9 protein-coding genes are annotated in these 16,170 nt (G+C 69.6%); 4 read left to right on the top strand and 5 right to left on the bottom strand.

Annotated features, from left to right (window positions below):
- Nucleotides 1-762: 762 nt before the first annotated feature.
- Nucleotides 763-4,302: a serine/threonine-protein kinase gene (locus L7N97_RS12785; RefSeq protein WP_255721656.1), complete on the bottom strand. Its 3,540-nt coding sequence runs from the start codon at nucleotides 4,300-4,302 to the stop codon at nucleotides 763-765.
- A gap of 534 nt (nucleotides 4,303-4,836) precedes the next feature.
- Here L7N97_RS12785 and L7N97_RS12780 point away from each other — a divergent pair.
- A complete protein-coding gene (locus L7N97_RS12780; protein WP_237478663.1) occupies nucleotides 4,837-5,520 on the top strand; it encodes a hypothetical protein in 684 nt (227 codons plus the stop codon).
- 797 nt (nucleotides 5,521-6,317) lie between these two features.
- Nucleotides 6,318-6,929, top strand: a complete 612-nt coding sequence (locus L7N97_RS12775) for a hypothetical protein (protein WP_237478661.1) — start codon at nucleotides 6,318-6,320, stop codon at nucleotides 6,927-6,929.
- 168 nt (nucleotides 6,930-7,097) lie between these two features.
- On the opposite strand, the gene L7N97_RS12770 is transcribed toward L7N97_RS12775, so the two are convergent.
- Complete coding sequence (locus tag L7N97_RS12770) at nucleotides 7,098-7,499, bottom strand: helix-turn-helix transcriptional regulator (RefSeq protein WP_237478660.1); 402 nt, start codon at nucleotides 7,497-7,499, stop codon at nucleotides 7,098-7,100.
- 1,601 nt (nucleotides 7,500-9,100) lie between these two features.
- On the opposite strand from L7N97_RS12770, the gene L7N97_RS12765 reads away from it, so the two are divergent.
- Nucleotides 9,101-9,436, top strand: coding sequence for a diguanylate cyclase domain-containing protein (locus L7N97_RS12765; protein WP_237478659.1), 336 nt, complete (start codon nucleotides 9,101-9,103; stop codon nucleotides 9,434-9,436).
- Between the two features lie 145 nt (nucleotides 9,437-9,581).
- A complete protein-coding gene (locus L7N97_RS12760) occupies nucleotides 9,582-13,274 on the top strand; it encodes an Eco57I restriction-modification methylase domain-containing protein (protein ID WP_237478658.1) in 3,693 nt (1,230 codons plus the stop codon).
- Nucleotides 13,275-13,368: 94 nt separating this feature from the next.
- On the opposite strand, the gene L7N97_RS12755 is transcribed toward L7N97_RS12760, so the two are convergent.
- From L7N97_RS12755 to L7N97_RS12745, 3 genes are all read right to left on the bottom strand, one after another.
- Complete coding sequence (locus L7N97_RS12755; protein ID WP_237478657.1) at nucleotides 13,369-13,758, bottom strand: hypothetical protein; 390 nt, start codon at nucleotides 13,756-13,758, stop codon at nucleotides 13,369-13,371.
- Nucleotides 13,759-13,833: 75 nt separating this feature from the next.
- Nucleotides 13,834-14,418, bottom strand: coding sequence for a hypothetical protein (locus tag L7N97_RS12750; RefSeq protein WP_237478655.1), 585 nt, complete (start codon nucleotides 14,416-14,418; stop codon nucleotides 13,834-13,836).
- Nucleotides 14,419-14,504: 86 nt separating this feature from the next.
- Nucleotides 14,505-15,809 (bottom strand): AAA family ATPase, encoded by a 1,305-nt coding sequence (locus L7N97_RS12745; protein WP_237478654.1) that lies wholly within the window; start codon nucleotides 15,807-15,809, stop codon nucleotides 14,505-14,507.
- Nucleotides 15,810-16,170 lie beyond the last annotated feature (361 nt).

The raw sequence follows: 16,170 nt of genomic DNA, 5'->3' as shown, positions 1-16,170 counted from the left end.
CGCTTTCCTGAACCGCGCGGACGAAACCCATCTTACGTGGTCCACCGTGTTCGGCGAACGAGCGCTCATGGGCGTCCGACAGCCTCCCATCCAACGCGAACGCGACCTGGACCTCGTTTCCACGGTCGGCCGCGAAGATCAGCGCGACGGCCTCACGGAACAGGTTGCCGCGGCGCACCACGCGCTTGAGGGCCAGCACGGTGCGTTTGAAGTCCTCCCCGCTTTGTCGACGGATCGCCTTGGTGACCTCGGGGATCGCGAGGTCGTGCAGGGCCGGCGTGGTGGCCGGATACGGCCTGATCTCGACCGCCCCGAAAAGTCTGAGGTCGGCGGCCCTCACGACGTTCTCCCCGGCGAGTCTGATGGGCATGCGGCGGATGGCGTCGTAATCGACGACGAGCATCTCCTCCTGCACGATCTCCCGCGACTCCTCGTCCAACCTCTCCATGCCCAGGGAAGATAGGCGGAAGCCGTTCGAGCCCTGCCCGGCCGAGGAGCGGACGGAGAGCCCGTCGAACACCAGCGCGTCCACGGCGCCACGGACGATGTCCTCCCGAAGCCCGAGCATCCTCGCCACCGCCGGTTCCGAGTCCTCCCCAAGGGCCATGCAGCGCATGACGAACTCCTGGATGGTCGGAAGCGACCTGATCGACGTCGTGACGGCCTCGATTGTCAGTCGGAAGACCGGAAGGCCGACCTCGGCGTAGTCGACCAGCGTGAAGCCCTCCCGGAACTGGTGCTTGCGGGCGACGTCCTCGGCCCTCACAACACCGACTCCGTCGCGCAGGTCGCCTCGTTCGCGTCGATGTGCCGGAGCACCGGCGTGAACGGGTTCCTCCCCCTCGCCGTCCGGCAGAACTCCTGGTCTCCGACGATGGCCAGGGCGCTTCGACCACGCGACAGGGCCACGTTCAGCCTCGGCGACTCCTTCAGGAACCCCAACTTCTTGCGCCGGTTCGACCGAACCACGGAGTAAATGCACACGTCGGCTTGGCGACCCTGGTACGCGTCGACCGTGTTGCTGGACACGTCCAGGTCGGGCCATTCGGCGATGCCTCGCGAGACCATGCCCTCGAGCGCCTGGACCTGCGCCGTGTAGCCGGAGATCACCGCCACGGACAGGCGGCGCTTCTGGGAGGTCGCGACGAACTGCAGTCTGAGCAGCAGTCCCCTGATCACCGAGACCTCCGCGGGATTGTGGAAGGTGTCGCCGGACGGATGCTCGTCGTGGTCGGCGAGCTCATGCGTGGTGTACCAGGTGACCGGTCTGGGGAAGACCAACCCGAGCTTGAGACCGTGCGTCGCCGTCGGGCTGATCAAGCCGCCGTCGTAGAAGCATTCGCTCACGAGGTCGCCGATCGGTTCGATCATCCGATATTGGTGCCTCAGACGTTCCTTGCAGCCGTCCGCCAGGCCGGCGCCGTCCTGCAGGAAGCGATCGAGCAGGGTCTCCTTGACCTCGCGTTCGTCGAACGCCTCGAGCAGGTCCTCACCCAGGTTCTCGAAGAATGGTGGGAGTTGCTTGGGATCGCCGACGATGATCCAGCGTTTGCTCCGGGCCATGGGGATCAGGATCTCGGTGGGCGTCGCCTTCGACGCCTCGTCGACGATGCACAGGTCGTACGCGACCTCCTCCATCCCCCTCACGCCCGCCATGCCGACGCAGGTGCCGGCGATGATCTGCGCGGACGAGAGCATGGCCGCGTTGAAGTCCGACGACCGACCGACGCGGAGTTGCCAATCCTCGAGCAAGGCCAGCCGGTCGCGGCACGCCTGCACCTCGTCGCCACCTTGCATGAAGTGCACGGCCCAATCCGCCAGATCCTGGACGTCGCCCGCCCCGGCGAGTTCGGCCGCATACCCACCCATGCGGCCCATCTCGATCCGCAGCTCCCCCTCCTCCTTGCGCAGGCTCGCCAAGCGCCTCTGGAGATCGCCGATCTCGCTGTCGAGTTGGGTCGCCTCGTCGCCGGCCTCATCGTCGTCGAAGTCGATCTGGACGTCCTCCACCTCGCCCACGACCTCCTCCTTCTCGACCTGCAATGCCGCGATGGCGCGCACGATCTCGTCCTGCCGGCGCTGCAGCTGGAGCAGCCGTTCGACCCTCATGCCGACCGTGACGGCCGCGCGGTCGACGCCCATCTCCGCCGCCCAGCGGTTCATGTCGTCCTCGGCCAGCCTCCTGACCTCCGTGATCCATCTCTCCACCCGCCGATCCAGGAGCAACCGCTTGCTGGCCTCCGAGATGCGGGGCTCGTCGGGACGGCCGATGCGAATGATCTCGAGCCTTGGATCGAGCGAGGTCACCCGCTCGAGGACGTTGTCGAGGGCGATGTGGGTCTGGGACGAAAGCAGGATGCGGTGCCCGGGATTGCGTCGCAGCCATTGCACGACGATCTCGGTGATGAGCTTCGTCTTGCCGGTCCCGGGCGGACCTTCGATGGTGAGTACGTCGCGCACTCCCAACGCCTTCCGCAGGATGCGCAGCTTCTCGTCGTCGAATTCGGGATCGCTGGGCACGACGGCGTCCACGGGTTCGCAAGGCGTCGCGGACCTCGGATCGAGGATGATGGGCTTCAACCGCGGGCTCACCGCACGGTCGAACAGCACCGCGTCGAGCGCGTGCGTCTGGTGGGAGAGCGCCTTCTGCGCGGCGATGGTGTTCATCGAGAGCTCGCCGCGCCGGGGGACGAGGCGAGCGTCGCCGTGCGTGACGTCCATGGTCACGAGGTCGAAGGCCACGGCCGAGATCTTGCCGCCCGCCTTTCCGGCGGGACCCACCACGACGCGTTCCTGCCCGACGATGTCCTCGGATTGTGCGATCTCCGTGGTGAACGTCACCCGGTCGCCGGTGGCCTTGCGGTCGACGTATTTGATTGCGCTGCTCTTCTTCGCCTCGCGATCCGCCCGGTCGCGCAGGTATCCGCGCCAGACGCGGAAGATGCGCTGCGTCGCGCGGGAATTGCGCTCGTCCTTGATGCGGGCCGCGACGTCGCGTGCCTCCGCCAGGAGAAGGTTCAACTGCTGCCCGGCGCGCCGCTCGTCCCTCGGCCGACCGAAACGTGCCTGCACCTCCCGCACGAGGGTGAACTCCTTCAAGTCGGAGGCCGCGGCCGCGCCGATCTCGCCGGCCTTGGTCACGTGCAGGAGTTCCTTCTCCCGGCCGGCGACGATGGCGTCGAAACGCCAGCCTTCGCCGATGATCTCCACGCGCGTGGCGTCGTCCTGCGCCTCCGCGGTGATGCCGCAGGAGGCGCCGAGCTCCTCCGAGACGAAGCGTTCCAGGACGTCCCTGTCGTCGGTGCCGAGACGGTGACGGAGCGCCCCCATCGTCCTGTCGTTGAGCCTGAGGAAGACCTCGATGGGCGGTGCGTCGCGCAGCTCATCGGCCGCAAGGGCATGGCGCAGTTGCTCGAGCAGCAAGGACCCCAGGCGGGGCCGTAGCTTGGCGTCGGGGTTGAGGCAACGCTCGACGACGGACCTGACCGCTGGGGACAACGCCGCTTCCTGCAATGCGACCGCCAAGTCGGCGTCGTCCTCGAAGCATCTTCCCAGGACGCAGGAGAGCAGGACCGCGGCGAATGAGTAGCAGTCGCGCGAGAGGGGGTGGTTCTCCTCCGGCTTCTCGGGCGAATAGCCCGGCGTTCGGTCGAACCGGAACGTGTGCCCGGCGACGGGCGCCCAGGAGCCGCCGTTGTCCAGGAGCTTCGCGATCCCGTAGTCGGCGAGCTTCGGGACGTCGTCGTTGGAGACGAGGATGTTCTTCGGCTTGATGTCCCTGTGCGCGACGCGCGCCTTGTGCCCGAACGCGATGGCTTCCAGAAGCTTCTCGCCGAACTGGTCCCAGAAGACTCCGACGGTCATGGGGCCATGCTTGCGGATAACGTCCTCGAGGTTCTGATCCAGCCATTCGAGCACGAGGAACCAATTGCCGTCCTCGTCCTGGTCCACCTCGATCAACTCGACGATGTTCGGATGACGCAGGTCCTGAAGCAGACCGGCCTCTCGCTGGAAGCCGACCCGGCCGCGCTCGTCGTCCGGACCGAACCTCACCCGCTTGATCGCGACCATGCCCTTCCGCTCGGTGTCGAACGCTTGGGTGACCGTCGCTTGTGCACCGCTCCTCACGGTTCGGGTAGGAAAGTATCTGCCGGCGAGAATGGGCGGATCCGCTCGTCCGTCGACGCTCAAGTGGGGCCGCCTTTCAGAGTCACTTCGGAATGACTCGGTCGAGCGTGCGGGATGGTCCGGGTCAAGCCCCTCAAGATCATCCGCGGATGCTCCCCCACCGCCGACCCTCATCCCGCACCTCGGAGGAGCGTCGCAAACCGAAATGCCAAGGTCAAGCCGGCCGCGGGCGGCCGGACGCCGAACCCTCCCCCTCGGTGACCGTCGCCGGGTTCCCAGGGCTCGGTCGATGACGCGTCGCGTGAGTGACCAGGCCGCATGCTCCGGTGAATGCCCGCGACGCGGCGGACCTTCGGGCGAGCGTCGTCGAGATCTGGGGGATGTCGGCGGATGCGCGGGGCAGGTGCTCGGGGGGCGGCCCGACGAGCGGCCTCCGCGGCGAGAGGAAGCGCTTGGCCGATCCCTGTCGACGCGCCGGGGAGGCCACCATCGATCACCTCCGCGGTCGACGACACTGGCCGGGAGCAAGCCGGGCACCGCCAACCTATCGACGGTGGTGAGGAGGCCGTCGCGCCTGCTTCCGGTGATGTTGGGACGAGCAGCTCCGCTCGCGGCTAACCACGTTGCGGAGAGATACAATATCTCTCTTGAGTTCCTGGTGTTCAGGTCGCATCTTCCGAGCAGCCCATCTGGGCTTGGAGGAAAACCATGCTCGACATCGTGCGCAACTCGGTCTCGAACCAGGGTGCGACTGAACCGGCCCGCGACGACCCGACGTCGCTCAAGGCCTTCCTGGCGGCCTTCGTGTGCGCGGGGACGGCGAAGTTGGGTGAGGAGGTGGGCTTCCCGGTCGCGGTCGTCGCGGCGGTCGCCGATCCGGCGCGGCACGCGACCCACCTCACGGAGACCTTCCACGCGGCCTGGAAGGCGAACGACGGGAAGGCGCCGATCGCGTTCGCCGCCGCGGCGGAAGCGGAGGAGTTCGCTTACGACCACCTCCCCTTCGAACGGAACTGGCTCGACGGAACTCCGCTCCCGGCCGGCGTGCACCTGCGCCGCGGTGCGCTCGTCGTCGACCTGCCGCCCGGCGCGTCGCCCGACGATCTCTCCTCGCTCCTGCAGGCCGGCATGGACGACATGTCGTACGAGAAGGTCGCGCGCCGCCCCGACCAGGTCCACCACCGCTTCCGGACGGGGCGCTCCCTCGTGGCGGCCCCGCGCTACGCGCTGGCGGGGTCCGGCGACGTGGGCAGGCTCGTCCCCGTGGACGACCTCTACCGGCTCCGTCCGCACGACCTCCCGAAGATTGCGGCCGCGCTCGCCCTCGCGGTGGCGAGCCTCGGGCTGGCCGTCGGCATGGACGTGCCCGGCTGCGCGACCACGACGCCCTAGCGTCATGGTTGGGTCTGTAACTTGGTCCGGTCCCCTGACCGACTTCGATCACGTCGACGTGGAGCGCTGGGCCTCGCTGGGTCGCCCGACGGCCCGGTCCGATGACCCCTTGCGCGCGGTGACGCGCGCCCGGCCCCCGCGCTCCACCACCGGCCGGTCATCCGGCGACGAGGTGTGCGCCTGTCCGGCTCGTGAGGAGGCGTCCGCCATCCTGGGTTCGGCGGCGCACCGGCCGCCCCCCTCCAGTGCGGCGACGGGCGCCTCGCGCTCGGCGCGCCGGCGCGGTCCCATCCGGACGCTCTCCCGGGCGTCATCGATCGCGCGGCGCTCGCTCGAGAGGACGGACACCAGGCTCGCTCCCCCATCGTCGATGTGCACCCGCCCGAGGGTCGCGAGCGCCGTGGCGGCGGCGCCCCGGTCTGATCCGGGCATCCACGTCCAGGTCGACGCAGCCTGACGCCGGGACGGCCGTCCCGGCGGGCGCGACGGTCGACGCGTCGGGCCCCACCCCGCATGCGTCCGGGGACTCCTCGCTTCCTCTGCGGCTTCCCCCGCCCCCGACCTCACCGACACCTCGCGCCGCACATCGGCGCACATCCCACGGCGTCCGCCGCGCCCGGCGAGGGTACGCCCACACGCCGTCCATTGAACCGCTTCCCGGAAGGACAGAGATGATGGATCGATCGCCGCCGAAGGATGGACACGTCGGTGCGCCCGGCTTCCCGGCGCGCATCGTGACGCCGGGGTTGCGCCGTGGCCCCCGGAACCGCCCGCGGCCCGGTGCCGGCCCGTGCGGGATGCGCGTCGCCGCATTCGACTCACCGGGGCTGCACGCGCTCGGCGCGCGCCTCGGCTCATCGCTGGCGGTGATCGCCGCCATCCCCGATCCGCAGGCGCACTTGGCGTGCTTGGTCCGGGAGGAACACGCCTGCTGGACCCTGGAGGAGGATTGGTGCTTCGGCGGCGTCGGCGGCCAGGAGGTGGACCCGCTCGCGCCCCAGTTCCGCCAGATCCGCCTCGACCCGCGCTGGATGGGCGACCGCCGGCTCCCGGCCGGCGTCGCGATCGAGGCCGGGAGTTTCCTGGTCGCGCTGCCGCACGCCGACTCGCGGTCCCGCTTCGCCGACGAACTCAAGTCGAGGCTCGCCCGACGACGCTTCGAGGTCGCCGGGGCACGCCCGGGGCGCGTCCTTCGCCGGCGGATGACCGGTCGCCCCCTCGTCGCGGCGCCCCGTTACTCGCGGCCTCCTTCGGCCGGCGAAGGCGCCACCGCCTTCAGGATCGTCGACGATCTGTACGAGTTCAGGCCCAAGGATTTGCCTGCCCTGGCGGCGGCCGTGGTCGGCGCGCGGGATCGTGTGACGCTGGCGACCGACCTCGACGCGCTCCTTCGTCGCGCATGGTCCTGAACGGTGAACTGCGGATGGCGAGCGGGCGAGGACGGGATGCGGACCAGCCGGCCCGGTCCACCGGAAGGACTCCTCGTGCCCCCCGCCTCAGAGGCCGACGTGAGACGATCTCATTTGGACCGGCTCCGGTCCCCCCGGTCCCTCGCCCCGTCCGACGACGGCCTGCGCCTATGCCTCCCCGTTCTCCGACCCCCCACCCGTCTCGGACGGAGAGGGATCGGACGGACCCGTTTCGGGCGAGCCACCGATCGCGGAAAGCGAATCCGTCGCCGGAATCGCGGCGTCGGCGGCTATGCGGAGACGCGTCGCTTCGGGGAGCTTCGGGGCGGGCTTGAGCACGACCCCGACCGCGCCGGTGGGTATGCCGTCGGTAGAGTCCTCGTCGATGAAGAGCGCGCCGGCCTCGACCAGCGAGCGACGCAGCGCGTCCGAGTAGAGGGGACCGATCTCGAGCCCACCCTCGAAACGTCGAATGGTCGACAGACTGACCTGCGACAGGCTCGCCAGTTGCTGCTGCTTGAGGTGAAGGAGGGCTCGCGCGGCGCGCAGTTGGTCTCGGGTGATGCTCATGCCGCAAGCATATGGGTTGGTGGCCTGGGTCTCAATCGAACGTCGGGCATCCTGGAGGCTTCCGAGATCGTCCAATCCAAGGTCGCCTCATTGCTCCCCACCGCGCCGATTGACATCCACGGCGCGCGGGGAGTGCTCGGGCCGACGACCGACGGAGCGAGTTCCCTTCCGTGGTGGCCAGCGAGGGAACGGTGGGAGAGCGCCGGGGCCGTGCGGCATGAGCTTGCTCCAGGTCGCAAAATAGTGAGCTGGTGTGAGCCATGGCGAGCCGACCCTCGCATTCTCCCTGTGCCCGATGCCTCCCTAACCCGCGCTTGCCTCCCAGGTCGTCGACTGCCGCACCGAATCCAAGGCGCGGGCGCCGATGAGGAGTGTTCGACGGGTGGGCGGTTTTCGACACCGGACGTCGGAGGCGAACCGAGGGTGCGGCGAGTGAGCGCCGCATCGAAACTGCGGTAGACGCGCCGTGGTCATCCCGATGCGCCTTCGGGCGCAGCCCTTCACAGGGCTTTTCCTCCCCAGAATAGGGCCGCTCGCCGCGAGGCGCGGCGGCCCCCCTTTACCATCTTCGAGGTCTTGCCGGCGGACACGGGAAGCGGCGCGCCGTCGATCGGCGGGGCGAGCGCGGTCGCCTGCCACGGCATCTTCAACATCCTGACCGACGGACGTGCTCGCGTGCGCGGCCTACCGAGGTGCTCGACGGGCCGGAGATACGTCCCTCTCAGGAGCCGAGGGGATCAGGTCGGTCGTGGCGGGGGCTCGGGCCGAACGCATTCCTAGGAGCCCGTGCTCGCTCGGCCCCCTGGCTCGCTGCCTTGGAAGCTCGACCTCGGGACGGGTTTCCTGGCATCGACCATCGGACGATCGCCTCACGGCGCTCGACCGTGCGACGCCTCGCGCGCTCCCGCGAGCTCCATGCGGTTTCGTGAAACCGGTACCTTTCTGGGCGAATCTCCCTGACGTGCCGTCGGTTCGATCGTCCTGCGACGTGGCCCGGCTCCGGACGAGCGCGGGTCGCGCTTCGCGGCGCGTTAATCCGGTTGGGGCAACCTGCGATGCGACGGGGGTCGGACGGCCGGATGGGATCATGAGTCTGGGTGAGGATGGAGATGTTCCCCTGTCCCTTCTCCGGGATGCGCTGGAAGTCTCGCCGGAGGCGCTCGCCGTCCTCGATGGGGACGATTGGTTCGTGTTCTGGGATCAGGGGTCTGTCGAGGTCCACGGCGAGGGGGGCGACATACGCCGCGGCGTGCGATCGGCGGACCATCTCAGTGCCTGCCGCGCCGACGGACGCGTGCCGGCCGCGGTCGGGCGTGAGGAGGAGTGCCTCGTTGAACGGCTCGCCCGCTTCGCCGCCGAGACGGGGGACCACAAGCACAGGCTCTCGAACGGCCGCTGTACGCGCGTGCAGGATCGCAACCTGGCCAAAGGAGGCAGGATCGGCATCCGCAGCGACGTCATCGAGGCGACGGGTTGGGAGCAGTCCTTCCGGCTTCCCTTCGAGGCCAACCCGGCGCCGATGATCGTGTCCGATCTGCACAACCCTCGCGATCCCTGCCCTCAACGACGCCGCCGTCGCCTTCCACGGCCACCCGCGCGACGTGTTCCTGACGGTCGTGGTCCGCGACACTGCCGCGCGCTTCGGCGGCGACGAGTTCGCGGCCCTGCAGGCTCCCACCATTTCGGTCGGAGAGGCGCAATGGCTCGCCGGACGCCTCACGTCGGTGCTCTCGGCGCCGTACCTCGTCCAGGGGCGCCGGCCAGGCGTGGGCGCCTCGATCGGCGTCGCGTTCGCCCCTTTCGATGCCGTCGATCCCGACGTCCTGCGGGCGCATGCGGACATCACCCTGCACCGCGCCAAGCGAGACCCGAGGAGCGCGTTGCGCTTCGCTTCTTCGAACGACGTGAACGCGGGGGTGGCACCGAGGACGGCATGATCTCCCCTCCGGGTACGAGAATGAGCGACGTCGGGCGCCGCGCGCGGCGCCTGCGGGAAGGGACTGTTCCGTCCCACGATGCGGCGGCGGTCGTTCACCGCCGCCGTCGGTTGGCTGCGCGAGACCGGACGCGAGGGGGATCGGCATGAGCGGGTTGAGGGGAAGGTTTGACGCCGAGCGCCGTCGCCGCGAGCTCATCGAGCAGGTGACGACGAACCAGATGGTCGCGGTGGGCAAGCTGGCCGAGGCGCAGAGCTACGCGCCGGCCCGCGAGCTCCTGACCGATCCCCGCCTCGGCCTCGGCGTGCCGGTCCAGAGCGTCGTCATCGACGCGCCCGTTCCTTTCGGGAGGGAGCGCCCCGATATCCAGGTCTGGTTGGAGGGTGTCCCGCTTGCGCTGAGGAACGAAGGGGAACACCTCTACGCGATCCTCGAGCTGAAATCCGGATCCCGAGTCGCCGACGGCGGAAGGGCCATCGCGCGCGGCGAGTTGGAGACTTACTCATACGGCAAGTTGCGTCACTTTTTCCTCGCCGACGCACGCGTGGTTCAGCGCTACGACCTCGACGGCGGCGGGCTGCCCGAGCCGTTGACGGTGGAATGGCGCTTCCTCGCCGACGAGGCGAGCTTCCTGGCGTTCTTCTCTCCCCTCACCCCGGGCCGCAGGACGCTGCGCGAGCAGCTCGCGGCCTTCTCGGCGATAGACGTGCCGATCGGGAGGCCCATCCGGAGCGCCCGGGATAGGCGGAGGTTCGTCGACTCCATCGTGACCACGGCGAGGATCTTGAACCAAGCCGTCGGCGCCCTCGTGGACGCGAGGCTCGTGCCGGACTTGCGGGATGCGCTCGGGGCGGTTGCGCGGATGGAGGCGAACTATGGTGTCGCCACCTTCGATTTCTCGGCCGACGAGGCGATCGCCTTCGCGGGCGAGCCTCCCGCCACGAACCCCGCCGCGCACGCGGCATTCAACGAGGCCTACACCCGCCTTATGGCGGCGGTCGAGGACGGGTTGTACGCGCTGCGGGCCGAAAAGGAGATCTTGCCGGCCTATGCCGTGAGGTCGGGACTCGACCCCGGCCACGCATCGTTCCTGGCTGTCACCTCGTCGAACAAGGATGTCCGGGCCGTCGCCGTGAGCGCTCGGGCGAGCTTCGTCCAGGAGACCTCGACCTTGCTGTTCTCGCGCCTGCTGATGATCAGGTTCTCCGAGGACAACGGCCTCCTGCCGCGCGTCCTTTCGAACGGCGGTTTGTCCTCGTTCTCCCGGTTCGCCGAGCACGTCTCGGATCGCTTCCAATCCCTCGTGAGGACGGCCTACGACAAAGCCCGGCCGGTGTACCGCCATCTCTTCGAGCGCAAACCACTCGACTGGCTCCTCGACGGCGACGACGTGCATCTGTCCGAGACGTTGCTTCACGCCATGTGGATCATGGCGGGTTGGGACTTCAGGACCGTCCGTGGCGACTTGCTGTCGGGCATCTACGACCGCAACCTCGACCCGGAGCAACGACGCACGCTCGGGGAGGTCTACACCCGTCCGGAACTCGCGCAATACATGCTCGGGGCCTGCGGCTACGATGGGGCGCAGAAGCTGCTCGATCCCGCCTGCGGATCGGGCACCTTCCTCGTCGAGGCGTTCGAGATGGCCCGCCGGCGCAAGGAGGCCGTGGGCGTCGACTTCGGCGCGGACGACGTGGTGGAGACGCTCGGGAGGTTGAGCGGCCTCGACCTGAATGGTTTCTCGGCCACCTTGGCCCAGATCCAGCTGCTCTGGCACGTGATCTCGGGTTCGCAAGGGGATGCCGTCGCGCTCATGCGACGCGCGATCGCCGCGCTTTCGATCGAGGGAGGGCACAGCAGCCTCGAGACGTGGGGCGCCTCCATGCGCGACGACGATCTTTTTGGAGGTCTGGGCGGCCGTGCCGACGCGGAGGTCCGTGCGGGCGCCGGCCCGGGTCGTCGACGCCTCAAGACCGCCGATCGGCGCTTCCGGGACATGTCGGTGCGCCGGGGTGGGTACGACATCGTCGCCGGGAACCCACCGTTTGTGCGGGTCGGGCGCGTTCGCCTGGACGAGGCGACCAAGCGCGAATACCGCGACGTCAGGACCAAGCAGTGTGACTTGGCCGTCCTCTTCGCCTACAGGGCGACGGAGTGGTGGCTGGCCGAAGGTGGGCGCCTCGGCTTCTTCCTGCCGCTCGCCATTTCCGAGTCGGCCTATGCGGAACCACTCAGGATGGTGCTCGGGCGCTACCGCATCCTGGAGATCATCGACCTCGAGGAGATCGGCAACGTCGCGTTCCACGGCGCGAGGGTGGTCACGATGGGGCTCGTGATCGAGAAATCCCCGGCCAGCGAGGCCGACGTGGTCCGGGTGACGAGGGTAACGCCCGAATGCCTGGATGCGGAGACCGGTCACATCGACATGTCGAGGGCGACGTCGGACGACGTCCCCCGCTCGGGGCTTCACCTCGCGCGCTACCTGCCACGCGTGTTCCCCGAGGCGCAGGTCGAACCGGAGGACGGCGAGGCCCAGGCGGGAGAGGGACAGGACGGCGCCGACGCGGGCGGGCACGACGCCTGGTTGACCAAGGTTCGCGCGTCCGACGTACCGGTCCTTGACGCGATCGCGGGCTCCCCGCGCTTGCAAGACTTGGTCCTCAATGGCTGGAAGCCCGCGTCGCCGAGCGATAGGGCCCCGTTCGCCGCGGCTCCGCCGGCGGGCGCCAGGGCAGGCGCCTGGCGCTCCGCCAAGGTCATGGGCTACGGCCTCAAGGTCGGCAAGCGGGGGATGCCGGAGGTCGCCGGTGGCCATCCCGTCTTCCGCGCCAAGCACCTGCCTCCCGATGGGACGCTCCTCGGGGTGAGCGCCGGATCCTGGGACGGTGATCCGGCGCTCGTCGACTCGGTCCGGTTCTACGCCTGGGACGGCGTCGGTGACCCCGGGCGCGCGTTCGCGGTCAGGAACATCTCCACGCAACCCGTCTTCGCGCCCCATCCCCCCGCCGTGTACCTGACGAACACCGTCTATTGCGTCCGGCTGCGGGAACGCTTCCCGCTGAACGTCTGGTCCCTTTCGCATGTGATCGCCTGGTTCATGGCGATGACCTCGAGGACGTCCGTGGTGCAGGACTACTTCTCGACCAACTATCCCCGTCGCACCCTCCTGATGCCCGTGCCCCGCGTGCGGGACGTGGCGCTGCTGGATGGCTTGGACGACATCGGCCGGCGTATGTTCGCCTGCGACCTCGAATTGGCCGGCGGCGAGCGGGAACTCGAAGCGCTGCGGGCGGGTGCGGGAACGAAGCCACTCCGGAACCGCCTCGACCTGATCGCGGACGGGTGGGTCGGCGCCCCGAAATCGATCTCCTGGCCCGCTCCCGGGACCGATTGGTCCGCCGCGACCGTGGTCGAGACGGAGAACGGCGTGAGCTTCCTCGTCGCCGACCCCTCGGGCGACGCGGTCCCCGCCCCCACGCTCACGGGCACGCCTTGCCACGTCCCGGTGCGCGATCCCGCATTGCGGTCCTGGATGGCTGCGGAGGCGCGCCGTTGGATCCGCGCCGGTCGACTGCCCGACCGCAACTGGCTCCAGTCCCTGCCGGTCCCGGAGCATGTGGACGACGCCGTGCGGCTGCTGGAGCGCTATCGCGGGGCCGCGGCCCTCACGGAACTCAACGCCGCCTGGCGGGAGTTGGACCTAGCGGTGGCCCATGCCCTCGGGCTCGGCGACGATCAATTGGACCACATCCTCGCGGCTTTCGAGACGGACGAGCTCCTCAGGAGCGTCGTTCCGCAGTGGGTGCACAGGCCCCGCGACCTGACCGGGCGCGGTTGAGGCGCCCACTGTCACGCCCTTGATGCGTCGTGGCCCCGACCGAGTCCGCTGCCGGCCATCGCGACGGAGGACGCGATCGCAGGGCGCGCGTCGCCTAGAATCCGACGTCCACCTCGTCCTCCGGCAAGGTCGACTGCGACGCCGTCGTGAGCGCCGTCGCGATCGCCTCGAGGAGATCGGCCTTCGCCTCGGCGCGGTGGTGGCCCGGCGCCGACTCGATGAGCAACCACCTCGAATCCCACGACTCGACGACCTCGGCGGCGTGGTCCCGCCATGCGTCCAGGAACCAGGCCGGCAGGCAAACGAACGCGTCGGGGTCCCCGCCGGCCGGCGGATGGTCGTTCCAGACGACGCATCGGCGTTCCGGTCCATCCCCCCGGCTGCGGATCCAGTCGAGGCACGCGGCGATCGACCTTCCCTGGAAGAGGCAGTTCCTCGGGCGCGGGAAGCTTTCGGTGACGAAGTATCGTTCCATGCCGGGCATCGCTCCGCGTCTTCCTGATCCGACGTTGCTGGGCGGCCCTCGTCCGGCCGGAGGCCGGGTGAGCCGAGAGGTGTTTCAGGCAGTCCCGGCTGCGCCGGCCCGCCAGGCTCGATCGAGGGAGAGGCACTTGCGCAGGACGGCGGCGACGACGGGGCGCTCCCGACGGAAGGCCAACCAGAGGATCAGCAGGGTCCTCTTCCGATCCCGTCCGCCCCGGCACGAAGCCGAGGTCTCGAAGCAGGGCGCGAGGGCGATCCGCTCGAGCCGGTCCCACAGGTCCTCCGCCGCTTCGCATCCCGTCGGAACGGCCAGGAGTGCGCGGACGGTCTCGATCGAGTCCATGACCGCCTCGTCGACATCCAGCGTGGTGACGGCTTCGCCGACGGGATCGATGCGGACATCTCGCGCGAGCGCCGTCCCGCCCGACGGCGGTCCGTGCCGGCCACCGAACGGGCGTTCCGCCCAGGGCGGTAGGCCGACGGCGATCCGCGCCCAGGCCCCGGCGTCGAGGGCGGCGCCCATGAGGGAGGCGACGTGCGCGCGCCGGGACGGGCGCGTCGCCATGATGGAGAGCTCGAGCGACGCGATCCTGTCCGCGTGGGAGCGGGCGTCGACCGGCGCACTCGCGGCGACGCGCAAGGCGGCGACGAAGGCGGCCACGGCGGCCTCGCGCTCCGCGGCCGTGGGCCTGGGCCCATCGACCCTCCCGGTCGTCGGCTCGCCATCTCCTCGCCCGTGGTGAACGCTCATGGTCGGCGCTCCCGCATGAAGCCGATCCGGCGATCCGTCCCGCCTTCGTGCACGACGACGTCCCCGGGCCCGATCGACCGGCGCCCGTCGGCGGCGGCGCGGACCATGGCGTCATCGACGGCGCGCCGGATGCCCCGCACGTTGGTCCCGAGGAGGTGACGCATGGTCTCCTCGCGAAGCTCCGCGTCGAAGAAGCCGTCGCAGTTCGCGTTGGCCTCGCCGTAGACGCTCGCCGCCACGGCACGCAACTGCCCCTCGTCCATCGCGGGGATGCGCACGACGGTGAGGCGGTCGACGATGGGTGGCGGCAGGGCGTCCGTCGAGTTCCCGGCGAGCACCCAGAGAATCGCGCTCGCGTCCATCGGGAAGGATAGGTACTCGTCGACGAACGACCTCGCGCCCTCCGGCTCGAGCAGGCCGTAGAAGGCCCGGTAGGGATCCTCGGCTCCGATGAGGGGCGGCTTGTCGGCCTCGTCGACGAGGATCATGACGTTGGCGACCGGTTCCGACAGGAGCGTCCTGGCGACGAGGCCCGGCCGGGCGTTGCGCCACGACGCGTGGGCGCCGAACAGTCCCTCCCCGAGCGACGACAGGTTCATGGGGTAATGCCGGAACGGCACGCGCAGGACCTGGGCCAAGCGCGACAGGTACCAGGACTTGCCGATCCCGGGTTCGCCGACGAGCATCAGCGGTGGAAGGCGGATCGGTCGACCGATGACGAGGGCGGCCCGCAGGTGCCGACGGACGAGGCCGGTCACCTCCCGCATGTGCGGCGCGCGCCGGTCGAGGTCGTCGAGGTCGTCCAGCCCGGCTTCGTCGGGCCGGACCAAGGAGCGCCACCGCGCGCGCTCGCCGGCGTCGAGGATGCCGCGCAGGTGCGCTTGGTGGCCCGTCCCGTCGTGCGGGACCCCTTGGTCGCACGTCGTCGCGGGCGCCTCGCCGAGTGCCGCGGAGATCTCTTCGATCCGATATAGGGCGAAGGTCCTGTCTTCGATCGACGCGGGGACGGGCGGCTGGTCGACGGCGTCGGCGTGGTGGTCGCAGAGGGCCCACTCGAGGGCGACCAACCGTCTGTGGGCGGGGCCGCCGCACATCCGGCACGTCGAGGAGGACGCCAGCCTCGTTCGCGCGATCACCCGCCGCACCGCCTCGAGGCGTGGGTCGGGTCTGGCCGAGGTGCGCAGGGGGCGGACGTCGAAGAACAGCCTTCCCCGGAGCTCGCCGACGGAGTGGAAGGCCAGACGGAGGGGCCTGCGGCCGTCGACGACCTCGGTGAGCGACGAGAAGGTCGTCGCCAACAACTCAGACCATCCTGGTGGCACCGATGCGCCCTCGGTGAGGTCGATCGCCCAGGAAGCGTGCTCGCGGCATAGATCGGAAAGGAGCGAGGGCCCGGTGGGGAGCGCGTCGGCATGTCCTGGGCCGCGCCCCCCACCCACGTTCGCGCAACGCCGAGGCATGCTTCCTCTCCACGATCGACCGCGACTCGCCGCCGCCGACTTCAGGAAGTAGCTTTCATCCTTCTGAGATTCAATACCTCAATTGAGCTTTCATCGAGGTCTGGCAGTTGGTGCTCGGATGCGGCCGCCGGCGCGGGAGCGGGGCGATGCGGTTGAACTCAGGTTGGGGGCACCAGCTTCGAGACGGGGCTCCGGAGGCGAC

Origin of the sequence: Lichenibacterium dinghuense (genome assembly GCF_021730615.1) — a bacterium.
Taxonomy (GTDB): domain Bacteria; phylum Pseudomonadota; class Alphaproteobacteria; order Rhizobiales; family Beijerinckiaceae; genus Lichenihabitans; species Lichenihabitans dinghuensis.
This window is presented reverse-complemented; position numbering and strand designations above follow the sequence as displayed.